At 66.6% G+C, this 24322-nt stretch carries 13 protein-coding genes and 1 tRNA gene; 8 read left to right on the plus strand and 6 right to left on the minus strand.

Going from position 1 to position 24322, the window contains the following annotated elements; genetic code table 11:
- Positions 1-10: 10 nt before the first annotated feature.
- The 8 genes from tolR (at position 11) to ACGI6K_RS06010 (ending at position 6192) form a co-directional block, all read left to right on the plus strand.
- A complete protein-coding gene (tolR, locus tag ACGI6K_RS05975; protein ID WP_376941968.1) occupies positions 11-463 on the plus strand; it encodes a protein TolR in 453 nt (150 codons plus the stop codon).
- Complete coding sequence (tolA, locus tag ACGI6K_RS05980; RefSeq protein WP_376941970.1) at positions 463-1851, plus strand: cell envelope integrity protein TolA; 1389 nt, start codon at positions 463-465, stop codon at positions 1849-1851. Before tolR ends, tolA begins: the two co-directional genes overlap by 1 nt.
- A complete protein-coding gene (gene tolB / locus ACGI6K_RS05985; RefSeq protein WP_376941972.1) occupies positions 1848-3140 on the plus strand; it encodes a Tol-Pal system beta propeller repeat protein TolB in 1293 nt (430 codons plus the stop codon). Before tolA ends, tolB begins: the two co-directional genes overlap by 4 nt.
- A gap of 59 nt (positions 3141-3199) precedes the next feature.
- On the plus strand, positions 3200-3739 hold the full coding sequence (pal, locus tag ACGI6K_RS05990) for a peptidoglycan-associated lipoprotein Pal (protein WP_376941974.1): 540 nt from the start codon (positions 3200-3202) through the stop codon (positions 3737-3739).
- A 6-nt stretch (positions 3740-3745) separates the two neighbouring features.
- A complete protein-coding gene (gene ybgF, locus ACGI6K_RS05995) occupies positions 3746-4567 on the plus strand; it encodes a tol-pal system protein YbgF (RefSeq protein WP_376941976.1) in 822 nt (273 codons plus the stop codon).
- 108 nt (positions 4568-4675) lie between these two features.
- Positions 4676-5323 carry a 7-carboxy-7-deazaguanine synthase QueE gene (gene queE, locus ACGI6K_RS06000; protein WP_376941978.1) on the plus strand — a complete coding sequence of 216 codons (648 nt, stop codon included), beginning with the start codon at positions 4676-4678 and terminating at the stop codon, positions 5321-5323.
- Between the two features lie 59 nt (positions 5324-5382).
- Entirely contained in the window at positions 5383-6093 is a 711-nt protein-coding gene (gene queC, locus ACGI6K_RS06005; RefSeq protein WP_376941980.1) for a 7-cyano-7-deazaguanine synthase QueC, read from the plus strand.
- A gap of 23 nt (positions 6094-6116) precedes the next feature.
- A tRNA-Lys gene (locus tag ACGI6K_RS06010) sits at positions 6117-6192 on the plus strand.
- A 273-nt stretch (positions 6193-6465) separates the two neighbouring features.
- On the opposite strand, the gene ACGI6K_RS06015 is transcribed toward ACGI6K_RS06010, so the two are convergent.
- From ACGI6K_RS06015 to ACGI6K_RS06040, 6 genes are all read right to left on the minus strand, one after another.
- Positions 6466-7239, minus strand: coding sequence for a site-specific integrase (locus ACGI6K_RS06015; RefSeq protein WP_376941982.1), 774 nt, complete (start codon positions 7237-7239; stop codon positions 6466-6468).
- A 336-nt stretch (positions 7240-7575) separates the two neighbouring features.
- Complete coding sequence (locus tag ACGI6K_RS06020; RefSeq protein WP_376941984.1) at positions 7576-8319, minus strand: thioesterase II family protein; 744 nt, start codon at positions 8317-8319, stop codon at positions 7576-7578.
- A 51-nt stretch (positions 8320-8370) separates the two neighbouring features.
- A complete protein-coding gene (ccrA, locus tag ACGI6K_RS06025; protein ID WP_376941986.1) occupies positions 8371-9576 on the minus strand; it encodes a crotonyl-CoA carboxylase/reductase in 1206 nt (401 codons plus the stop codon).
- 49 nt (positions 9577-9625) lie between these two features.
- Complete coding sequence (locus ACGI6K_RS06030; protein ID WP_376941988.1) at positions 9626-10069, minus strand: PaaI family thioesterase; 444 nt, start codon at positions 10067-10069, stop codon at positions 9626-9628.
- Positions 10066-16266: a type I polyketide synthase gene (locus ACGI6K_RS06035; protein ID WP_376941990.1), complete on the minus strand. Its 6201-nt coding sequence runs from the start codon at positions 16264-16266 to the stop codon at positions 10066-10068. Before ACGI6K_RS06035 ends, ACGI6K_RS06030 begins: the two co-directional genes overlap by 4 nt.
- 5 nt (positions 16267-16271) lie before the next feature.
- A complete protein-coding gene (locus ACGI6K_RS06040) occupies positions 16272-24302 on the minus strand; it encodes an SDR family NAD(P)-dependent oxidoreductase (RefSeq protein WP_376941992.1) in 8031 nt (2676 codons plus the stop codon).
- Between the last annotated feature and the right edge of the window lie 20 nt (positions 24303-24322).

The raw sequence follows: 24322 nt of genomic DNA on the forward strand, positions 1-24322 counted from the left end.
GCCCTAGCTGATGGCGAGAATCCGCAACAGGCGCAAGCCGGTCGCCGAGATGAACGTGGTGCCCTATATCGATGTGATGCTGGTGCTGCTGGTGATCTTCATGGTGACCGCCCCGATGCTCAATCAGGGCGTCAAGGTCGATCTGCCCAAGGTGTCCAGCGATGTGTTGCCGCAGGACAACAACGCGCGGGTACTGACTATCTCCGTCAAGGCCGACAAAAGCTACTACTGGAACATGGGCAGCGAGGTGGACACCGAGACCGTCCAGGATACCGCCTTGAAGCTGGACGATTTGGTCGATTCGGTGAGCAAAATCATTGCCCAGGCCCGCAGCCAGGGTAAGCAGGTGCAGGTCTTCGTGCGCGGTGACAAGTCCGTCGACTACGGGGCGGTCATGGCCTTGATGGGAGGGTTGCAAGGGGCCGACGTAGGCAATGTCGGGCTGATCACCGAGGCTCCCTGATGCAAAGGCGCGAGCGCTCTCCCTCGGAAAGTTATTTCTGGCCAGCCGTGCTGGCGGTCGGTCTGCACCTTCTCGTCTTCGCCATGCTGTTCGTCAGCTTCTCCATGGCGCCGGAAATGCCGCCGCCCAGACCGATCATCCAGGCCACGCTCTACCAGATGAAGTCGCAAAGCCAGGCGACTACCCAGACCAACCAGAAAATCGCCGGAGAGGCGAAGAAGACCGCTGCTCGCCAATATGAGGTCGAGCAGATGGAGCAGCAGAAGAACGAGCAGCAGGTGGCCATGGCCAAGGCGGCGGAACAAAGGAAAGCTGAGGAGGCTCGAAGGGCGGAAGCGGATAAGCGGGCCGCCGAAGAGGCGTCCAAGCAGAAGGCCACCGAAGAGGCGAAGAAGGCTGCCGAGGAAACGGCCAGGCAGAAGGCGGCCGAAGAGGCGAAAAAGGCAGCCGAGGCTGCCGCCAAGCAGAAGGCTGCCGAAGAGGCGAAGAAGGCTGCCGAGGAAGTCGCCAAGCAGAAGGCCGCCGAAGACGCGAAGAAAAAGGTCGCCGCGGAGGCGGCCAAACAGAAGGCTGCCGAAGAGGCGAAGAAAAAGTCCACTGAGGAGGCAGCGATGCAGAAGGCTGCCGAGGAAGCGAAGAAAAAGGCCGCCGAGGAAGCGGCCAAGCAGAAGGCTGCCGAAGAAGCGAAGAAGAAAGCTGCCGAGGAGGCTGCCAAGCAGAAGGCTGCCGAGGAAGCGAAGAAAAAGGCCGCCGAGGAGGCGGCCAAGCAGAAGGCTGCCGAAGAGGCGAAGAAGAAAGCTGCTGAGGAGGCGGCTAAGCAGAAGGCTGCCGAAGAGGCGAAGAAGAAAGCTGCCGAGGAGGCTGCCAAGCAGAAGGCTGCCGAGGAAGCGAAGAAAAAAACCGCCGAGGAGGCTGCCAAGCAGAAAGCAGCCGAAGAGGCGAAGAAAAAGGCCACCGAGGAGGCCAAGAAAAAAGCCGCCGCCGAAGCCGCGCGCAAGGCCGCCGAAGACAAGAAGGCCCAAGCTCTGGCCGAGCTGCTGTCCGACAGCACGGAGCGGCAGCAGGCGCTGGCCGAGAGCCAGGGCAATCAGGTTGCCGGCAGCTTCGATGACCTGATCGTCACTCTGGTCAGCCAGCAATGGCGCAGGCCGCCATCGGCCCGCAATGGAATGAGCGTGGAGGTGCTGATCCAGATGTTGCCGGATGGCACCATAACCAGCGCTCGGGTAACTCGTTCCAGCGGGGATGCGCCTTTCGATAACTCAGCCGTCGCCGCGGTACGCAACGTGGGCAGAATCCCCGAGTTGCAGCAATTGGATCGCGCCACTTTCGATCGGAACTATCGACAGCGGCGCATGATTTTCAAACCTGAGGATTTGGATCTGTGAATACCCTGATTCGTCTCGCCCTGTTCGGGTTGGCCTTGCTGGCCGGTATTGCCCAGGCGGCCGACCCGTTGGTGGTGACCAGCGGTACCGCGCGTGCCACGCCTATTGCCGTGGTGCCCTTCGGTTGGCAGGGCGGTAGCGTGATGAGCGACGACATGGCCGAGATTGTCGGCAACGACCTGCGCAATTCGGGTGTCTTCGAGCCGATTCCCCGGCAGAACATGATCAGCCAGCCGACCGGCCCGGGCGAGATCATCTATCGCGACTGGAATGCATTGGGTGCCCAGTATGTGCTGGTCGGCAACATAGTTCCTGCTGGCGGGCGCCTGCAGGTGCAGTATGCGCTGATGAATGTGGCCACCGAGCAGCAGGTGCTGGCTGGCTCCGTTAGCGGCAGTGGCGACCAGGTACGCGATATGGCCCACTATATCGCCGACCAGGCGTTCGAGAAGCTCACCGGCGTCAAGGGAGCCTTTTCCACCCGATTGCTCTATGTCACCGCCGAGCGCATGGGCAGCGGTACCCGCTATACCTTGCAACGAGCCGACTACGACGGTGCTCGGGCCGTAGTCCTGCTGCAATCGCGCGAGCCGATCCTGTCGCCGCGCTTTGCGCCCGATGGTCGACGCATCGCCTATGTTTCCTTCGAGCAGAAGCGTCCGCGCATCTTCATCCAGCATATCGATACCGGTCGCCGCGAACAGATCACCAATTTCGAAGGGCTCAATGGTGCGCCGGCCTTCTCGCCGGATGGTTCCCGCCTGGCCTTCGTGCTGTCCAAGGACGGCAACCCGGAAATTTACGTGATGAACCTGGCCAGCCGGCAGTTGCAGCGGGTCACCAACCACTTCGGCATAGATACTGAGCCTTTCTGGGGCGCCGATGGCCAGACGCTCTATTTCACTTCCGACCGGGCCGGCAAGCCGCAGATCTACCGGCAAACCATCGGTGGCGCGGCGGAGCGGGTGAGCTTCGTGGGTAACTACAATGCCAACCCGAAACTGTCAGCCGACGAGAAGACTTTGGTGATGATCCACCGGCAAGACGGCTACACCAACTTCAAGGTGGCAGCCCAGGACCTCCAACGTGGTACTTTGCGGGTACTGTCGGACACCAGTCTGGACGAGTCGCCCACTGTCGCGCCCAATGGCACCATGCTAATCTACGCCACCCGTCATCAGGGAAGAGGAGTCTTGATGCTCGCCTCAATCAACGGCAGGGTCAGGCTCCCGCTTCCTACCGCGCAAGGCGAGGTTCGCGAGCCGTCTTGGTCTCCCTACCTGAACTGATAGCAAATTCCAAACCAATAACCTTACATAACACCTGAGCTTCCTTTAGGAGTTCCATTATGCAAATGCTGAAATTCGGTAAATTCGCTGCACTGGCTCTGGCCATGGCGGTTGCCGTTGGCTGTTCTTCCAAGGGCGGCGACGCTTCCGGGGAAGGCGCTGACGCCAATGGCGGCGTTGATCCGAATGCAGGCTACGGCGCCAATACCTCTGGCTACGGTTCTGGCTCCGGCTCTTCTTACGATAGCAGCATGGGTAGCGACGAAGCTGCACTGCGCGCGATCACTACGTTCTACTTCGAATACGACAGTTCCGATCTGAAGCCGGAGGCCATGCGCGCCCTGGATGTGCATGCTCGTGATCTGAAGGGTAATGGTGCCCGCGTCGTGCTGGAAGGCCATACCGACGAGCGTGGTACCCGCGAGTACAACATGGCTCTGGGTGAGCGACGCGCCAAGGCCGTCCAGCGCTATCTGGTACTGCAGGGCGTCTCTCCGGCCCAGTTGGAACTGGTTTCCTACGGTGAGGAGCGTCCCGTCGCCAGTGGTGCGGACGAGCAGTCCTGGGCTCAGAACCGTCGCGTCGAACTGCGCAAGTAATTCGCCATGAACCAGTACCGCCGCATCATCTCCCTGTTGGCGATCGGCCTGCCGCTCACGGCTTGGGCCGGGGTTCCCGTTATGGATAATTCCGCCGGTTACGGTTATGTCAGTAACGGTTACCCACAGAAGATACAGGATGCGAGCGGTGCATATGCTGGGGGAGCGATGACTACGCCGACCTCGGCACAGGGCGAGCTGTTCCTACAATTGCAGCAGTTGCAGGACGAAGTGTCGCGTCTGCGCGGCATGGTCGAGGAGCAGCAGTACGAGATCCGCCAACTGAAGCAGGAAAGCCTGGATCGCTACAAGGAACTCGACAGCCGTTTGTCCGGGGGGGCAGGTTCTCCTTCCCAGCAGCAGGTTCCTGCTGGCGCTGTTGGGGCTGCCAGCGCAGCCTCTGTTCCGCCTGCGGCCGGCCAGGTCCCGGCGAGCAGTGGGCCGGCCGATCCGGAAAAGGAAAAGCTGTATTACGACGCAGCTTTCGACCTGATCAAGGCCAAGGATTTTGAGAAGGCCAGCCAGGCGTTCACAGCCTTCCTGCGCAAATATCCCAACAGTCAGTATGCTGGCAATGCGCAGTATTGGTTGGGTGAAGTGAATCTGGCTAAGGGCGATCTGCAGGGAGCCGGCCAGGCTTTCGCGCGGGTCAGCCAGAACTATCCGAAGCATTCCAAGGTGCCCGACTCTCTGTACAAGCTGGCGGACGTCGAGCGCCGCCTGGGCAATACGGAGAGGGCGAAATCGGCTTTGCAGCAAGTCATCGCCCAGTATCCCGGCACTTCGGCAGCCCAGTTGGCTCAGCGCGATCTGCAGACCATGCGCTGAGTTCCTCCGCGAGGCTCGCGCCTGGCGCGGTTTTTTTCGTTAGAATTCATGCCCTGTTTTCCGCAACGGAGGCGGATGGCCTGTTTCGCCGTCACGCCCGTGGCTCATATGCAAGAAACCCTGCGAATTACCGAAATCTTCCACTCGTTACAGGGGGAGACGCGTACTGCCGGCTTGCCGACGGTATTCGTGCGCCTCACTGGCTGCCCCCTGCGCTGTGGCTATTGCGACACGGCCTACGCTTTCAGTGGCGGGTCGGTCCTACCCCTGTCCGTGATCCTCGAACGCGTGGCCAGCTATGGCCCACGCTATGTATGCGTCACCGGCGGTGAACCCTTGGCTCAGCCGAATAGCATCGAACTTCTGCATCTGTTGTGCGATGCCGGTTATGAGGTCTCCCTGGAGACCAGTGGGGCCTTCGACATTTCAGTTGTGGACTGCCGAGTGAGTAGGGTGCTCGATCTGAAAACCCCGGACTCGGGGGAGGTCGCCCGCAATCGCTATGCGAACATGACCCTGCTGACGCGCAACGACCAGATGAAATTCGTGCTTTGCTCCCGCCAGGATTATGAGTGGGCGGTTTCCAAGCTGATCGAATATCGACTGGACGAGCGTGTTGGGGAAGTACTGTTCTCGCCCAGTTACGGCCAACTGGAAGGACGGGAACTAGCGGACTGGATCGTCGCCGACAACCTGCCGGTTCGCCTGCAACTGCAATTGCACAAAATCCTCTGGAATGATGCCCGTGGGCGCTGAGCGATCCGTTTCGTCAGCCGATTTTTGCCGGTCCTGCAAGTCCTAGCGAGGCGATACGAATGAACGAGAAAAAAGCGGTCATCCTGCTATCCGGCGGTCTCGATTCCGCTACCGTGGCTGCCCTGGCCAAGATTGAGGGCTATGCCTGCTACAGCATGAGCTTCGATTATGGCCAGCGTCACCGAGCCGAGTTGAGGGCCGCCGAACGGGTGGCCCGGCAACTCGGTATGGTGGAGCATAAGGTGATCGGGCTGGATCTGGGCGGAATCGGTGGGTCGGCACTAACCGATCCTGCCATTGCGGTGCCGGAGTCTCCTTGCGAGGGTATCCCGGTCACCTATGTGCCGGCGCGCAATACGGTGTTTCTCGCGCTGGCGCTAGGCTGGGCCGAGGTGTTGGGTGCACGAGACATCTTCATTGGCGTCAACGCAGTGGACTACTCCGGCTATCCGGATTGCCGCCCTGCATTCATCGAGGCGTTCGAGCAAATGGCCAATCTGGCGACCAAGGCTGGGGTGGAAGGGCAGGGCTTCCGTATCCGGGCTCCTTTGCAGAACCTTGGCAAAGACGAAATCATTCGCGCCGGTTTGCGCCATGGAGTCGATTATGGATTGACTGTGTCGTGCTATCAGGCCGACGAGGAGGGGCGTGCCTGTGGCCGATGCGATTCCTGCCGCCTGCGGGCGGCTGGCTTTGCTACAGCAGGCGTTACCGATCCCACGCGCTATAGGCGAGCTTTATCGGATTTAGGTGTTGAAATTCTGAGATAAATCAGTATCATGCGCTCCGCGTTGGGTCGTTAGCTCAGTCGGTAGAGCAGTTGGCTTTTAACCAATTGGTCGTAGGTTCGAATCCTACACGACCCACCATTTCTCTCCCTGGTGGGCCTCTTGATCAAAAGAGGTCGTAAGCGGGGAGGCGTATAGCTTGGCGTGCAGACAGCAGCCGTCTGTTGCGGACATAGCTCGCATCTACTGATGTCAATTTGCGAGAACGCACAGCCCAAACCACGTGGCTGTGCGTTTTTTCGCGTGCCCGTGTGGTATTTCCTTGGCACGAACTATCGAGCGCGCGCGTCCTCATGTTGAGAAGCGCGTCACGTTTTCCGATAAGCGGTAGTAAGGGGGGTATGGAGCGCTGGGTCAGTCGCTGCGTAGTCCCTGTCCTGGTCGGAATCCCGAGGCTCGCGTTGCCGTCTGCAAGGTGCTGATTGCCTGCTGATGTGTGTGACCCATCAAGCCGGCGGTTAGCGGCGGCAACTGTATTGAGGCCATCGTTTGGCTCAGTCGGGTCAGGAGCTCGGTCAAGAGCTCACGCATCCCTGGGATCTGTAAGGCTGTTGACTCAAGAGGAACATCTCCCGTGGATAATGGGATGTCGGCAGGATGCCAGAGCTGTTGGCCTATGCCTGATGCTTCGCTGCGATCCTGTGTCGGGGCGACGCATGGCTTGTCCTGACGAGCCTCATTTGGAGTCACTGGCAGCTCTTCAGGCGCATTAAAGACACGCTCCGTAAGGGGCATGTCGATCAGAGCATTGCGTGTTTGGTTGAGTGCCGCTCGAACGCTGCCGGCGTCAACTCTGGCAACCATCCGCCTGACCCGTGATCGAGCTTCTCGCTCTGCCATCGCTACCCGTATCACTTCATGGTCGGTTTCAACGTAGCCCAGCGTGGTGGAGATGTTGGTATGGTTGAGCAGGTCCTGGGTCACCTTGACGTTGCGCTCAGGCTGGCGCATCAGGTCTGTAGCCAAGGTGTGGCGAAAGCGGTGGGGCGTAAGCCAGGTTCCTACCGCAGCCGTAATTTTTTGTAGGTAGAAGGCCTCGACTTGGTCTAGATCCATCAGCACCTTGCGGTAGTGGATCGAAAACCGATTGACGTTGAAGAGCTGCTCCTGCGCGCCGATACCGAACACCTGTGCGGTGTCGTGGTCAAGAGGGGCTGGTACAGGAAACGCGATCAGACAGGCTAGGTCAGCGGGAAACCATATTTTGGTCGTGAGAGGTTAGAAGTTCAAGGGGTATTTCGACAGCAAACCTTCTTGGGGCAAGCTGCCGGCTGTCCTGGGCAGATCAAGTTGGCGTGGTTTTGATGTAGAGGACTGTCGAGGCTAGGCAGCGCCCATTCTCATTTTGCTCACCGTTCTGGGCAGAAAGTCCTCTGAAATCATGTTAGGTGGAACGTAAGCTCGGCGCGTCTCTTGTTTGATTCATGGTTGACCAGAGAAAACCTAGATACCTGATATCTGGCTTTATAATGTTTTTAGCAAGAATTGATTCATGATCTGTAGTACCTCGTAATGATGGTCCTTGATAAAGAAATGGCCGCCTTCGAACGTTTGAAAGGCTACTTCTGCGGAGGTTTCGGCGCGCCAGTCCTGGGCGACGTCGGGACCATGGGTAGGATCTTGGCGACCGCTCAAGATCAAGAGGGGGATCGGTAGTGGGGGTTGCGGCTGCCAGCGATAGCTGCGAACCAGGGTCAGGTCCGCCTTGATGGTCGGAAGGAAGAAACTCATCAGCGCCCGGTTGCTCAGGACTGCTTCGGGCGTACCGCCATAGGCGCGGATAAGGGCCAGCACCTCATCATCGGAAAGCGCTGGCTGCGCTATCGGTTCGAAGCAGGCGGGCGCCTTGCAGCCGGATAGGATCAAGCCGCGTGGCAAGGGCAGCCGTCGCTCTGCCAGGGCTCGGCAGATGAGGAAGGACAGCAGGCTACCGAAGCTATGGCCGAAGAAGGCGAAGGGTTTCTGGCTGTCGGCGAAGAGCGGTACCAGCGCCTGGACGAACGCCTGGATGTCGGCATAGGACGTTGCGGGGCAACGCCCCCTGCCTGGAAGTTCCAGGGTGATCCACTCGATGGAGGGATCGAGCCGAGTCGCCCAGCCTGCGTAGGCCTGGGTGTCGCCACCGGCATAGGGAAAGGCATAGAGGGTGCGTGGCCGCTGCTCGCGGCAGGCCCGTACCAGCCAGGGGTGGTCGTGGGTTGGGGACATGGCTAGGTCTCCGAGAGGGCGTGAGAAGTCGCGCGTCGAGCCGGCCGCCATTCAACAACCGACCCCGAGGCCTGGCCGCTCGGCCTTGACCAGCACGGCGGCATTGCCCACGACTTCGCCACTCAGCAGCGCCTGGTGCGCCTTGGGTGTCTCCTCGAAGCGATAGACGGTGTTCAAGGTCGGCACTACCCGGCGCTGTTCGACCAGTTGCAGGAATTCCTGGCATTCGCGGATGTTGGCGTAGTGGGAGCCCTGGATGCGCTTCTGGTGCATCCACAGGTGGCGGACATCGAAGTCGCAGTTGTAGCCGGACGTGCCGCCCACGATCACTACCATGCCGGAGCGGTCGCAGATCTGCAGCGAGGTGGGGAAGGTGGCCTGGCCGGAGTGTTCGATCACCAGCTTGGGCAGCTCCTTTTTGCCCAGCGCCTTGAAGAAGTCACGGCGGAAACTCGCGAAGCCTTTGGTCCAGGCGCTGTGAGCGTCGGAGTTCAAGTCCGGCAGACGGCCCAGGTGCGGATAATCGGTTCTGAGCAAATAGCCCACGGCGCCGAGTTCGCAGGCGTAGCGGCCCCTTTCCGGGCTGGACACCACGGCCACCGGCAGCCCTCCAAGTGCTCGGGTCAACTGGATCGACATCGAGCCCAAGCCACCTGCCGCGCCCCAGATCAGGACCGCATCGCCAGGTTTGACGGTATTGGGTGCCCAATGGGTGAGCTGCTTGTAGGCGGTCGGACCGTTGAGCATCAGGGTGGCGCTTTCCTCCCAGCTCAGGAACTTGGGTTTGGGGAAGCATTGGTAGTCTTCGACGAGGGTGTATTCGGCGAAGGAGCCGTAGCTGATCTCGTAGCCGTAGATTTCCTGGTTGCTGCAGAACATAGGGTCGGGGGCGACGCGCGATTCGATGGCGGTGGCGTCGTAGACCGAGCAGGACACCACCACGGTATCGCCCACCTTGACATGGGTGACCGCGTCGCCCACGGCTTTCACGTAACCGGAGGCTTCCGAGCCGCCGATGTGGAAGGGTTCGGCGTCACGGTTGCGCTTGCGCCGCGCGGCGATGATGTCCACCGGCTTACCCTGGGCAGCCCAGACATTGTTGTAGTTGAGACCGGCGGCCATCACTTCGATAAGGACCTGATGCGGACCCAGGGTGGGGATCCGGACCTGTTCGAGCTGGATGGCCTGCAGCGGTTGGCCATAGCGCTCGGGGCGGATCAGAAAGGCCTGCATGGTTTCAGTCAGTGCTTGATTCATGGGCTTCCTACGGGTTTCCAGGTTGAGGATAGGTACGGCCAATCCGGGGTTAGTCGAGCGGTAGGCCTCGTTCGGTAGCACCCCGGGTGGCGACCACGATGCCGGAGGCCGTGGCGCAAGGCGTCCCTCGCGCGTTGATCAGGACCGCGGAAACGAAGGCCAGGCCCGGTGCCTGGCGATCGAGCCGCGCCGTGACGTGGCAGGGGAGGCGGCGTACCTGGCGCAGCAGCTTCACCGACAACTCGATGACGCCCGCGGGCGTGTGACCGAGGGCGGCATGACCGCCGAGGCCGATGGCGGTCTCCAGGGCAGCGCACAGCACGGCGCCATTGATGCCGGGCAGGGCCAGGTTACCGAAGGCGCCACCATGGGTCGGGCGCGACTCTGCGATGGCCAGGCAGACGCTGTCGGCAGTTAGGGTGACGACGCTCAGGCCCAGACTCTGGAAGAGTGGCGACCGATCCAGGACCTCTTGGAAGTTCTCCGGGGTCATGACGTCGCTCCGCGGTAGTCCGCCAGCACCTGGATGAGGCGCTGCGCAGTGTGCTGTACCTCATCGCTGAGCAGGGCGAAGTGGCGTCCAGGTGTCTTCACCACCTGCGTCAGGCGTGGCCAGAGTTGCGGCCAGGTGTCGCTGGCACCCGCCGCGGAGGCCTGCTCCGCCTGCAGCAGCAGGACTGGAGCCGCGAGTGGCAGGGGGGGCCAGCGGCCGAAGAGTTCCAGGTAATAGGCCATGGCGCTCAGGCCGTCGTCATCGGTCGACCAGAAGTCGCTGCGGCTTTCCAGCCAGTCGCTCAGGACTTCCTCCAGGACCGCCGAACGCATGGCGGCTGGCGGGTAGGTATCGATCAGGCAGAGGGCCGCGGGGCGGATGCCCCGCTGTTGCAGGTGCTCGGCGACGGCATAGGCGACCAGCCCACCGGTGGAAAAACCGAGCAACGTGAAGGGGCGACCGGCGGCGCAGGCTTCGACGGCGTGCGCAAGCGCCGCGGCCGCGGCTTCGGCGGAGGCTGGCAGCGGCCCGTTACCGTAGCCAGGCAGGGGCAAGGTCGCCAGGCTGTAGCGGCCTTCGAGTTCGCGGCTCAGGCGTTGATAGGTGAGATTGGCTCGTGCGGGCAGGAAGGAGTTCAGGCAGATGATCAGCGACTGGTCGCGTTCTTGATGCGACCAACTGGGCGCCGGTGCCTGCTCTTCGGCGGCATCTGGGGCGAACGTCGGGTGCCTGGCCGCGGATTGCGCCAACAGCTGTAGTCCTGATGCCAGGCGCCCCTGCCGCATCGCCTCGCGCAGTTCTTCGAAGAGCGCTCCCGCTGCCGTCATGGCGGGCGCCGCGGCCCGCCCCGGCTGGTCCAGGCAGGCGCTCAGATGTTCGGCCAAGGCGACGGGGGTCGGATGGTCGAACACGGCTGTAGACGGCAAGCGGACGCCGGTGGTGGCCGCCAGCCGACTGCCCATCTCGACGGCCGTGAGCGAATCGAAGCCCAGGGCAAGGAACTCGGTATCCCCGGATATCGCCGCTGGATCGGGATGCCCGAGCACCTCGCCGATTCCCTGGGCGATCACCGCCAGCAGGCGTGTCCGGCGCTCGCTGGGCGTCAGTTGCGCCAAGGCGTCGGGGCCTTGGCTGGCCGGCTGGCCTCTGGGTTCGGCGAGCAATTCGCGCAGCAGCGCCTGGGGCCCATGGCGGCGTAGTGCCGGCAGGTCCAGGCGGGCCGGGATCGCGAGCGGCGGCAGGGCACCGCTCAGCGCCAGGTCCACCTGGCTCAGGCCATCCTCCAGGGCGATGGGCAACTGACCCCGGTCGAGCAGTTCCTGGATACCCGCGGCGGCCAACCGCTCGCCCATGGCCGAGCGCTCGGCCCACAGGCCCCAGGCCAGGGCCACGGCCGGCAAGCCCAGCTGGCGACGATGGTGGGCGAGGGCATCGAGGAAGGTGTTGGCCGCGGCATAGTGGCTCTGGCCCGGCTGGGGCAGCAGGCCGGCTGCGGAGGAGTAGAGGACGAAGGCCGCCAGGTTCCGCTGGCGGGTCAGCAGGTGGAGTTGCCAGGCGGCGTCCAGTTTGGGCCGTACCACCGCTTCGAGTTGCGCCGGGGTGAGTTGCAGCAGGGGCGCCGGCTCGACGACGCCGGCGACATGGAAGACGGCGGTGAGCGGGTGCCGTGCGGGCAGGCCGTCCAGCAACTGCGCGAGGGCCTGCGGATCGGCCACATCGCAGGCGGCGACCGTGGTGGCGGTCCCGCGTTCGGCCAGCTCTTGCACCAGGGCGGTGGCCTCGGGCGCCGCTGCGCCGCGGCGACTCACCAGGAGCAGGTGACGCACGCCGTGCTGGGCGACCAGGTGACGTGCCAGGGCCCGGCCCAGGGTGCCGGTGCCCCCGGTGATCAGCACGGTGCCTTCCGGATCGAGGGTGATGCTCGGCCCTTGCTCGGCTGCCGGGGCCACGGCGCTGGAGCGCACCAGCCGTGGCGCCAACAAACGCCCCTGGCGCCAGGCCAGCTGCGCCTCGCCGACCTGGGCGACCGCCAGGGCGCGCGCGACGTCAAGCGGAGTAGCGGGGGCGGTATCCAGGTCCAGCAGTAGGATGCGGCCGGGGTGTTCCTCCTGGGCGGTGCGCACGAGTCCCCAGAACGCCGCCTGGGACAGGTTGGGCACGTCTTCGTCAGCGGCGGTGGCCACCGCCCGGCGGGTTGCCACCAGCAACGGATGCCTCGTCGTGCGCCCCTCTTCCAGCCACTCGCGTAGCGTCGTCGCCAGGGCCTGCAGGGCGTGGTTCGCCGCGGCGGGCGTAGCCGGGGGCACTGGTGGTACAAGGACGAGCGCCGTGCCGGGTGGCGTGGCTGCCAGGGCGGTGATGGCATCGGCCAGGTAGCGGTAGGCAGCGCTGGCGCAGTCGCTCGGCAGGTCGTCCCCGGCACCCAGCCAGAGCGGTTCGGGCAGGTCAGCCACGGGGTCGTGCGCCACCTCGCGCCACTGTAGCCGGTAGCCGACGAGGCGGCGTGGCAGGGCGCCCGTGCTGGCCGACTTCAGCACCATGGAATCCAGGGTGACGACGGCCCGGCCTTGGTAGTCCGCCAGGCGCATGCGGTAGTCGTGGGGCGCGGTCGGCGAGGTTTGTCGCGCCTTGAGTTGCAGCAAGCCGCGTAGCTGCGTGGCGCCGGCTTGGTACAGGCGCATGCCACTCATGGAGAACAGCAGGCGCGGCGCGGCGGCGGGAGGCGCTGCGCCCTCGACCAGCAGGCCCGAGTGCAGGCCCGCGTCCAACAGTGTCGGGTGCAGGGTGAAGGCCGGGTCGGGCTCGCTATGGGCACGCTCCGCTTCGACGTAGATGCCTTCCGGGCTCTGCCAGGCGCGGACGATCCGCCGGAAGGAGCCTTCCAGTTCCACGCCCTGTTCGGCCAGGCGTGCATAAAGATCGGCGAAGGCCAGTGGCTCGGCGTGGGCTGGCGGCCAGACGGCGGTCTGCAGGTCAGGCCAGAGCGGCGGCTCGGTGCGGTCGGGCAGCAGCTGGCAGCTGGCGAAGTGTTGCCAGCCACCCGTGGCATCCGGCTCCGCCGGGCGGTAGTAGGCCGCGACGTTGCGTATACCCTGGGCGTCGGGTGCATCGAGATGAATCTGGAGATCGACCGCGCCCTGCTCCGACAAGGGCACCAGGCGTTGCAGCGTCAGGTCCTCGAGCCGTGGACAGCCCAGCCGGTTGCCTATGGTCAGGATGCACTCGGCGGTCATGGCGCCGGCACCGTACGCCTGGCCACCGACGCGATGTTCCAGCAACCAGGGCTGGCGGGAACCATCCAGTTGCCCCCAGAACACCCAGCCCTGGCCATCGGCGCGTTCGAGCCCGTGCGCCAGCAGTGGATGCTCCAGGGCGAGCAGGCCGGGCAGTTTGCCCGCGTGGCCGGTCGCCTTGGCGCGCGGCTGCAACCAGTAGTGCCGGTGTTGGAAGGGATAGGTGGGCAAGGCCATGCTGGCGGCGGGCGGCAGCAGCCGGCGCCAGTCCAGGGCAGCGCCCTGGGTGTACAGCTGGGCGAGCGCGGCGAACAGCGGGCGGGGATCGTCCTTGTCGGGACGCTGGGGGGCGATCCATTGCACCGAGCTATCGCCAGCGGGAGGGTGGCTGGCGTTGGTCCGGCCGAGCGCCGTCAGCACAGCGTCCGGGCCGATTTCCACGGCCGTGGTCAGGCGCTGTTCGAGCAGCCAGTGCAGCGCAGCGGCGAAGCGTACCGGTTGGCGAGCCTGATCGGCCCAGTAATCGGGTGAGCGTGCCTGCTCGGCGGTCAGCGGCGTACCGGTGACGGTCGAGACGATGGGCAGGGTGGGGGCGTGGAAGCTGAGCCCTGCCAGGGTCTGGCGCAGTTCGGCAAGGATGCCGTCGAGGTGCGGCGAGTGGAAGGCATGGCTGACCCGCAACAGCTGGGTGCGATGACCCCGTTGCTGCCAGTCCGCGGCCAGGCGCTCGACCGCACTGCGATCGCCGGAGATCACCACGGCCGTCGGCGCGTTCACGGCGGCGATAGCGACGCGCTGTTCGAGTCCGGCCAAGGTGGCCCTGACGTCCTGCTCGCTCGCTTCGATGGCGACCATCGCACCCTCGTGGGTGATGGCTTGTATGAGGCGGCCACGCACGGTGACGAAGCGGGCGGCATCGCCCAGCGCGAAGACGCCAGCGACATGGGCCGCGGCGATTTCACCGATGGAGTGACCCAGCAGCACGTCGGGGACGATGCCGAAATGCCGCAGCATCCGGTACAGGGACACCTCGAAGGCGAACAAGGCTGGCTGGGTGAAGTCGGTGCGATCCAGCAGCGCGGCGTGGTCGCTGCCCTTGTCGGCGAACATGACGCTCTTGAGCGGCTGCGCCAGCAAGGGGTCGAGAGCGGCGCAGACCTCGTCCAGTGCCGCGGCGAACGGTGGACAGCGCTGGTACAGCTGACGCCCCATGCCCGGCCATTGCGCCCCCTGGCCGGAAAACAGGAAGGCGGTCGTGCCGCTCGGCGAGCGCTGGCCCTGGATTAATCCCGGGACATGCCGGCCTTCGGCCAGCGCGCGGAGTTGCACCAGGGCGTCTTCGCGCTGGGCGGCCAGGATCACCGCGCGATGATCCAAGGCGCTGCGCTGCAGGGCCAGCGACGCATTGAGCGCGGCGAGGTCGGTTGCCGGGTCTTCGAGCAGGGCGATGGTCTGGCGCGCCTGGGCCCGTAATCCCTCCGCGCAGGCGGCCGACAACGGGAAGCTGATGGCTGGCAGTCCTTCCAGCTCGGCGATGGTCGGGTGGCGGGTAACCTGCGTGGCCGGTGGCGCTTGTTCGAGGATCAGGTGGGCATTGGTGCCGGAGAAGCCGAACGACGACACGCCGGCCCGCCGGGGCTGGCCGGTCTCGGGCCAGGGACGCGCCCTGTCGAGCAGGCGCACGGTCTGCTCCGACCAATCGATCTTGCTGGAGGGCTCCTGGGCATGCAGGGTCTTGGAGAGCACGCCCTGGTTCAGCGCCATCACCATCTTGATGACGCTGGCGACGCCCGCCGCCAGCTGGGTATGCCCGATGTTGCTCTTGAGCGAGCCCAGCCAGAGTGGCCGCTCCGGCGGGCGCCCGCGTCCATAGGTGTTGAGCAGCGCGCTGGCTTCGATGGGATCGCCCAGCGCGGTACCGGTACCGTGCGCCTCGACCACGTCGATGTCGAGCGGGCGTAACCGCGCATTCTGTAGCGCCAGCTGGATCACCTGCTCCTGGGCCGGGCCACTCGGTGCGGTCAGGCCGTTGCTGGCGCCATCCTGGTTGATGGCGCTGCCGCGGATCACCGCCAGCACCGGATGACCGGCGCGCTGAGCGTCGGCGAGCCGCTCCAGCAGCAGCACGCCGGCACCCTCGGCGAAGCAGGTGCCGTCGGCCTGTTCGGCGAAGGCCTTGCAGTGGCCATCGGCGGCCAGGCCGTTCTGCCGGGTGAATTCGGCGAAGACCTCGGGCGTGGCCATGACGGTCACCCCGCCGGCCAACGCCAGCGCGCACTCGCGGCTGCGCAGTGACTGGACCGCCAGGTGGATGGCGGTGAGGGAGGCGGAGCAGGCGGTATCGACCGTCACCGCCGGGCCGCGCAGGCCGAGGACGAAGGCGATGCGTCCCGAGACGATACTGCTGAGTCCGCCCTGCAAGCGATAGCCGTCGGCAGCCGGGTTACGCCGCTCCAGGTCGGCGAGATAGCCGTTCTGGGTCGCGCCGAGAAACACGCCGGTGGCGCTGTTCTTGAGGGTGGCGGGCACGATGCCGGCCCGTTCCAGCACCTCCCAGCTGACCTCCAGCAGGAGTCGCTGCTGGGGGTCCATCGCCTGGGCCTCACGGTCGGAGATGCGAAAGAAGGGGGCGTCGAAGCCGGCGACCTCGTCGAGAAAGCCGCCCCGCCAATGGGCGATGCGCTCGTGGAGCGGCGAGTCCGCGGGGAACAGGCTATCGAGCTGCCAACCCCGGTCGCTCGGCAAGGCGCTGCTCACGGTCTCGCCCGCTTCGACGAGACGCCACAGCGCCTCCGGTGAAGCCAGGCCACCGGGCAGCCGGCAGCCCATGGCGACGATGGCGATGGGTTCCTGGGCGGCGGCCTGCAACTCGTGGTTTTGCCGCTTGAGCGTTTCGTTGGCCATCAGACTGGCCCGCAGGGCTTCGGTCAGCCGCTCGCTGTCGGTGTTGCTGGTCTCGGTCATGGCGCTTACTCCTGTGGGCGCAGGGCGAGGGCAACGAGCTCGTCCGCGCTCGCCGTCGCGAGGTCGGTGGCAAGGGGCGCCGCTTGGAGCGGCGGAGTGGCCGAGGACTGCTCGGCAAGCTGCAGCAGCGGGGTGAGTAGCCCCGCTTCCTGCAAGGCGCCCAGCGACAGGCTGGCGAGCAGCGCCCGTACTTGCGGTTCGTCTACCACTGCGGTGTCCGCGTCGGGGGCGCCGCCGTCGGGGAATAACTCGCCGTCCAGGTAGGCCGCCAAGGCGGCCGGTGTCGGCTGGTCGTAGGTGAGGGTCGCCGCCAGCCTCAGCCCCGCGGCGGTGGCCAACCGGTTACGCAGCTCGAGCGCCATCAGCGAATCGATGCCGCTCTCCTTGAAGGTCGCCTCCGGCAGCACCTGGCCCGGATCGTCCAGGCCCAGGATGGCGGCGACCTGGGTCGCGATGACGGTCTGCAACTGCTTGGTCCGGGCTTGAGGGTCGAGTCCGGCCAGTAGCTGGCGCAGGTCCTGCACCTTGGCCAGGCCTTCGCTGCCCCGCGCGCCGGGGCTGACACCCGCCAGGCGCTCGAACAGCGGGTGCAAGGTACCCGCCTGGGCGTTCTTGCGCAGCGTCTGCGGGTTGAGCGGTGCCGCGACGAAGACTGCCTGGGGCGCGGCGACCGCCGTGTCGAGCAGCGCGTGACCATGCTCGGGGGTGATGGGCGCGAAGCCCGTGCGGGCGATCCGTGCATTGTCCGCCGCCGTGAGGCGGCTGGAGAGCCCGGTGACCGGCTGCCACCAGCCCCAGGCCAGGGCGGTCGCCGCCAGCCCCTGGCGCTGCCGCGTCTGCGCCAGGGCATCGAGGAAGCGGTTGGCCGCGGCATAGTTGGCCTGGCCGGGACTGCCCAGGGTGCCGGCGCTGGAGGAGTAGAGGACGAACGCCGCCAGATCCCGCTGGCGGGTGCGTTCATGCAGCATCCAGGCGGCGTCCGCCTTGGGCGCGAAGACCCGCTCCAGCTCCTCGGGGCCGAGGTTGGGCAGGGTGGCGTCGGCCAGGACCCCGGCGGTATGGATGATGCCGGTGAGCGGGTGCGCGGCCGGTAACGAGTCGAGCAAGAGGTCGACGGCCTCGGCATTGCTTAGATCGCAGGCTGCCAGCTGGACCTGGGCGCCCGCTTCCTCCAACTCCTGGCGCAGCGCCAGGGCGCCTTCCGCCTGGGCGCCACTGCGGCTGGCCAGCACCAGGTGCCGGGCTTGCCCGGTGGCGACCAGATGGCGGGCCGCCAGGCTACCCAGGGTGCCGGTGCCGCCGGTGATCAGTACCGTGCCGTTCGGGTTCAGGGTGCGCGGCAGGGTCAGCACCACCTTGCCGGTGTGGCGCCCCTGCTGCATCCAGCGCAGGGCCTGGACGGCTTCGCGCAGGTCGAAGGCGGTGACCGGCAGGGGCGTGAGTATGCGGTCGTGCACCAAGCCGAGCAGCTCGTCGAGCATACGCCCGGTGTCCTGGGGGTCCTTGTCCGGTCGATCCAGGTAATGATAGTGGCGTCCGGGATACTGAAGCGCGACCGCGGCGGGCTCGCGTACTTCGGTCTTGCCCAGTTCGATGAAGCGTCCGCCGCGGCCGAGCAAGGCCAGGGAGACGCCGATCGCCTCGCCGGTCAGGGAGTTGAGCACCACATCCATCCCCGCTTCGCCGAGCAGGGCGCCGAAGCGGCCGGCGAAGCCCAGATCCCGCGAGCTGGCGATATGATCCGGGGCGATGCCCAGGGCTTCCAGGATCGGCCATTTGTCCGGGTGGGCGGTGGCGAAGATCTCGGCGCCGAGATGCTTCGCCAACTGGATCGCCGCCTGGCCGACGCCGCCGGCGGCCGCGTGGATCAGCACCTTGTCACCCGGGCGCACCTGGGCGAGCCGAACCAGGCCGTAGTAGGCGGTCAGGAAGGCTACCGGGAAGCCGGCGGCCTGGGCGAAGGTCCAGTCGGCGGGCAGTTTGCGCGCGGCGCGCTGGTCGGCGACCAGCAGCGGACCGAAGGCGCCTTCGCTCATGACCAGGACCTGATCGCCGGGCCGCAGGTCGGTGACGCCCGCGCCGACTTCGGTGACGATGCCCGCGGCTTCCGTCCCCAGTTTGTGTTGTGGCGGAATCAGCCCCAGGGCACAGACCACGTCGTAGAAATTGACCCCGGCGGCGCGCACCGCCAGGCGTATCTGGCCGTTTTCCAGCGGGGCCTCGGCCGCGGGTTCCGGTTGCAGCGCCAGGTCGTCGAGATTGCCCGCGCGCGTGATCTCCAGGCGCCAGGCGCCACCGCCCAGCGGCGGCGTGAGAACGCCGTTCGGGCCGCTGCGGGTCAGGTGCGGAACCAGCAGTTGGCCGCGCCGCAGGGCCAACTGGCGTTGGTCGCTGGCCAGCACGGCATGCAAGGGGGCCGGGTCGGCCAGGGGGCCCTCGGTGTCCAGCAGTAGCAAACGCCCCGGATTCTCGTTCTGCGCGCTGTGCAGCAAGCCCCAGACGGCCGCATGAGCAGGGTCGACGGCTTCACCGGCGACCGTCGCGTTGGCCTTGCGGGTCACCACCAGCAGCCGGGTATCCGCGAGGCGTTCCTCGGCGAGCCAGGCCTGCAACTGGGCGATCACCTCGGCGCACAGCTGGCGGGTCGCCAGGGCGCTGTTCGCGGCCTGCACCTCGGGCAAGGGCCAGACCACCACCTCGGGTGGCGTGCTGGACGCCAGCGCTTGGCCGAGGACCGTAAGAGAGGGATAGGTCGGCGTGCCGAGCCCTGGCTCGGCGGCGCCTATCCGTACCCAGCGCGTCACGGCGCGCGGCGCGCGCGGTCGTGCCGGCAACTGACTCCAGGTGAGCCGCAGCAGGTCATGGGTGGGCTGGACCCGCGCCAGGTCGCGCAGGGTGTCGCGGGAGGCCGGGCGCAGCTGCAGCGCAGCGATGTGCAGCAGGACGTTACCCGTCTCGTCGTAGGCACTGATCGCGTAGGTCTCGGCCTGGGTCCGCTGCAGCACGGCGCGGAGCTGGCGCGGGCGATCCGCGGCCACGCTGATGCCGGCGAAGGCGAAGGGCAGCCGTAACGGCGCGCCGGCCTCTTCGTCAGCCAGGGCCAAGGGATGCAGGGCCGCATCCAGCAGGGCGGGGTGCAGGACGTGGGTGTCGCTGGGCAGGGCCTCGGGCAGCCTGACCTCGACATAGGTCCGTTCGCCGTCCTGCCAGGCGGCGGTGAGCCCGCGGAAGGCCGGGCCATACTCGTAGCCGGCCTCGCTGAGCCGTTGATAGAGTGCGGCGCTGTCCAAGGGGGTGGCCGCCGCTGGTGGCCAGGCCTGGGCGAGCGGGGCCAGTGCCTGGGGAGCGCTCGGCACTAGTTGCGCACTGGCGTGCAGGGTCCAACCGGCGGCGGCATCGTCATGACGTCGCGCATACAGGCTGGCCTGGCGCAGGCCTTCGGCTTCCGCTCGGCTCACCGTGAGCAACAGGTCGGCCTGCCCCTGCTCCTCCAGCACCAGGGGTGCCTGTAGCGTCAGCTCCAGCAGATGGGTGCAGTCGGTCTGGGCCGCGGCGAACAGCAGCATGTCCAGATAGGCGGTGCCGGGCAGCAGTACCACGCCGGCCGCGGCGTGATCCGCCAGCCACGGATGGGCGCCGAGTCCGAGGGTGCCGGTCAGCAGCAGGCCACCCTCGGGTAGATCCACGGCCGCGCTCAGCAGGGGGTGCTGGATGGCCCGCTGGCCCGCACCGGCGACGTCGGTCGGCCCCTGTCCGGTGAGCCAGAAAGGCTTGTGGTCGAACGGATAGGTGGGCAGTTCGACGATGCGGCCCTGGGGATACAGCGCCCGCCAGCTCAACGGGTGGCCCTCGAGGTAGAGCTGCGAGAGGCCGGCCACCAGGCAGTCGACCGCCGGCTTGTTGCGTTGCAGCGAACCGAGGCTGCTGGCCTGGTCGCCAACCGTCTCTTCCAGCGGTGGCAAGAGCACCGGGTGGGGACTGCATTCGATGAAGGTGACGTCGCCTGCGCTGCTCAGCGCCTGGGCCGTGTCGGCGAAGCGCACCGGCAGGCAGAGGTTGTCGCACCAATAGGCCGCGTCCAGCTGGCGGCCATCCAGGGGTTCGGCTGGATGGCGCCCGGCGACGGTGCTGTGGAAGGGGATCTGCGTCGCCTGGGGCTGCAGGTCGGCGAAGCGCGCCAGCAACTGCGGGCGCAAGACTTCGATCTGCGGGGAGTGCCCCGCCACGTCGACCGCGACGCGCCTGGCGACGATGCGTTCGCGCTTGCAGGTTTCCAGCAGCCGCGCGATGGCCTCGGTGGCGCCGGAGATCACCGTGCTGCTAGGACTGTTGAAGACCGCCAGGGTCAGAGAGGCGTCCACCCGCGCGGCCAGTTCGGCGGCCTGCTGCTCCGGCAGGACGACGGTGGCCATGGCGCCGGTGCCGGCCTGGGCCAGCATCAGCTGGGAGCGGATGGCCAAGATCTTGACCGCATCCTCCAGCTTCAGCGCCCCGGCGACATAGGCCGCGGCGATCTCGCCTTGCGAGTGACCGATCACCGCGTCCGGGGTGCAGCCCAGCGACTGCCAGAGGCGGGCGATGGCCACCATCACCGCGAACAGGGCCGGCTGGACCACATCGATACGCTCGAGCGAGGGCGCACCTTCCTCGCCGCGCAGCACCGCGACCAGCGACCAGTCGACATAGGGCTGCAGCGCGGTCTCGACCTGATCGATGGTTTGGCGATAGACGGCGAAGGCGTCGTACAGCTCCATCCCCATGCCGGCCCACTGGGAGCCCTGGCCGGGAAAGACGAAGACCCGCTTGCGCGCCCGGGCCTGCGCTGTGCCCTGGAGCAGGCCCGGATGCTCCGTACCGTTCGCCAGCGCCTGCAAGGCGTCCAGCAGTGCCTCGCGCGAGGTGCCGCGCAGCGCGGCGCGGATGGGGAAGCCGCTGCGCGAGACGCCCAGGGTGTAGCCGATATCGCTAGGAGCGAGATGCTCCTGCTCGAGCACATGGTCGTGCAGACGGGCGGCGGCCTCGCGCAGGGCGTCGGCGCTCTTGGCCGATAGCGGCCACAGCGGCGCCTGGGTCTCGGGTGCCTGGCAGGCGCCGGTTGCCGCAGGGGCGACGTACTCTTCGACGATCAGGTGCGCATTGGTGCCGGAGACTCCGAAGGAGGAAATCCCGGCGCGGCGCGGCCGATCGCCTACGGCCGGCCAGGGGCGCCGTTCGCTGAGCAGCTCGATGGCACCGGTCGACCAATCCACCTCGGTGGACGGCGCGGTGATGTGCAGGCTGCGCGGCAGGGTGCCCGTGCGCAAGGCCATCACCATCTTCATCAGGCTGGCGACACCGGCGGCGGCCTGGGTATGGCCGGTGTTCGACTTGATCGAGCCCAGCAGCAGCGGCCGCTCCGCCGGGCGCTGGCCATAGGTGGCCAGCAGGGCATTGGCTTCGATGGGATCGCCCAGGCGGGTGCCCGTGCCGTGGGCATCGACGGCATCCACGTCCTCGGGCCGCAGGCCCGCATTGGCCAGGGCATGGCGAATGACCTGCTGTTGCGCGGTGCCATTGGGCGCGGTCAGGCCGTTGGAGGCGCCATCTTGGTTGACGGCGCTGCCGCGGATGACGCCGAGGATCAAGCGCCCCTTGGCTTGCGCCTGGGAGAGGCGTTCGAGTACCAGCATACCGACGCCTTCGCCCAGGCCGACACCATCGGCCGACGCCGAGAAGGCCTTGCAGCGGCCGTCCGGGGCCAGGACCCGCTGCTGGGAAAAGTCGATCAGCACGCCGGGTGTCGGCATGACCGTGACGCCGCCGGCCAGGGCCAACTGGCAGTCGTTGCTGCGCAGCGCTTCGCAGGCGGTATGGATGGCCACCAGCGAGGACGAGCAAGCGGTATCGATCGCCAGCGCCGGTCCCTGCAGGCCCAGGCAGTAGGACACCCGGCCCGCGGCCACGCAGGTGGCCGTGCCCATGTAGCCATAGCCGGTCACGTCCGCCGAGGCGTGCTGGATCTGGGTGCCGTACTCGGTCCCCATGATGCCGGCGTAGACCCCGGTCAGGGAGCCGTGCAACGAGGCCGGGTCGATCCCCGCACGTTCGAGGGCCTCCCAGGAGACCTCCAGCAGCAGCCGCTGTTGCGGTTCCAGCGTGAGGGCCTCGCGCGGCGAAATGCCGAAGAAGGTCGGATCGAAGGCCGAGGCCTCGTGCAGGAAACCGCTGGTGCGGGTGGAGATCTTGCCGAACCGTCCGGGCTCGGGATCGTAGAGCTTGGCGACGTCCCAACCGCGGTCGGTCGGGTACTCGCTGATCGCGTCCCGTTCCTCCATCAGCAGCGCCCAGAGCGCTTCCGGGCTGTTGGCGCCGCCGGGATAGCGGCAGCTCATGCCGATGATGGCGATGGGCTCGTCATGGTGCGCGCCCGTCGCGGTGGGGGCGGCCTGGCGCTCGCTCGGCGACAGCAGCCCGAGCACGCCGCGCAGATAGGTGACGACGGCGCGAGGGGTGGGATGGTCGTAGACCAGGGTCACCGGCAGGCTGACGCCGACCGCGGCCGACACGGCCTGGGCGAATTCGACCACGTGCAGCGAGGTGAAGCCGCAGTCGCGAAACGCCTGGGTCTCGCTGGCGAACGGCTGGCCGATCAGCGTTTCCATCTCCTGCGCCAGCAGCTTGAGCAACAGCCGGCGCTGTTCCGGCTCACCGAGTTGGGCGAGGTGAGCCGCGGCGAAGGTATCGTCACCTGCCGTGGCGGCGGAGGGCTCGCCGGGCGCCAGCGGCGCCGACGTCGCCCCTTCCGGCAGCAGCCGCGCTAGCGCCTGCGACCAATCCACCGGGGCACCATGCACGAAGGCATGGGCCAGGGCCTGCAGCAGGCTTTCGCGATCATCCTTGCGCTGGTCCAGGGTCGCTACCGCCCCGCCGGCGACGCCCGCGCCGCGCAGGGCGTCGTCGATGAGCGAGGTCAGTACCGGATGCGGGCTCACCTCGATGAACAGGCGATGCCCAGCGGCGATCAACGCCTGCAGGCTGTCCTGGAGGCGCACGGTTTCGCGGAGGACGCGGAACCAGTAGTCCGCATCCAGATACCCGCCGCTCACCCGCTCGCCGTTGACCGAGGAGTAGTAGGGCACCTGTCCGGCCAAGGCCTTGGCCGGGGCGCGCGACGTCACGGCGTCGCGCAGCGGCTCCACCTGCGGGCCATGGCCCGCTACCTGACCTCCCGGTACGCGCCAGGCCCAGAAGCCGGCGTCGGTGAGCCGCGCCTGCAAGGCATCGAGGGCCGCCAGGGTACCGCTCAAGGTCACGCTACGCGGCCCGTTGATGGCCGCGACGCTAAGGCACTCCCGGTCGTCCAACCAGGGCTGGAGGTCGTCCAGCGCCGCGGCTACCGACAGCATTCCGCCCTGGCCTTCGATGGCGGTGAGCGTCTCGCCCCAGAGGGCGGTGAGCGTGGTACCGCTGACCTCGTCCAGGTAGCCACCCACGCGGGCGGCGGCGGCTTCACCCACGGAGTGACCGATCACCGCTGCTGGCGCGATCCCGAAGGCCCGCCAGGTGTCCGCCAGGCTGCAGGCCAAGGCGAATTGCAGCGGCTGGATGCGCACGAGGCGATCGATCTCCTCGCCCTCGGCGAGGGCCCGTGCCGGATTCCAGCCGATATGTGCCTCTATGAGATCGCCATGGCGGTGCAGGGCCTGCTGGTAGCTCGGCAGGGCGGCGCTCAGTCCGGTCGTCATCCGTGGCCATAGCGGTCCCTGGCCCGGAAACACCAGTACCGGTTGCCGCACCTGGTCGGCGCGGCCCAGCACCAAATGGCGCGAGGTCCTGCCGCGGGCCAGCAGCTCCAGCCCCTTGAGCAGGCTGGCCTGGTCGGTGGCGAAGAGCGCCGCGCGGTACTCGGTGTGGTCGCGTGTCAGCTGCTGTCGGCAGAACGCCTGCCATTCGGCGAAGGAGCGCGTTTCGTACTCGGCGCGCAGACGTTGCGCGGTAGCGGCGAGCGCTGCGGGGCTTGCATCCGACAGAATCAGGGGCACGGTGAAGGTGGTCACGGGCAGACTCCTGCAGAAAT

The organism is Azorhizophilus paspali (genome assembly GCF_043587585.2).
GTDB classification, from domain to species: domain Bacteria; phylum Pseudomonadota; class Gammaproteobacteria; order Pseudomonadales; family Pseudomonadaceae; genus Azotobacter; species Azotobacter paspali.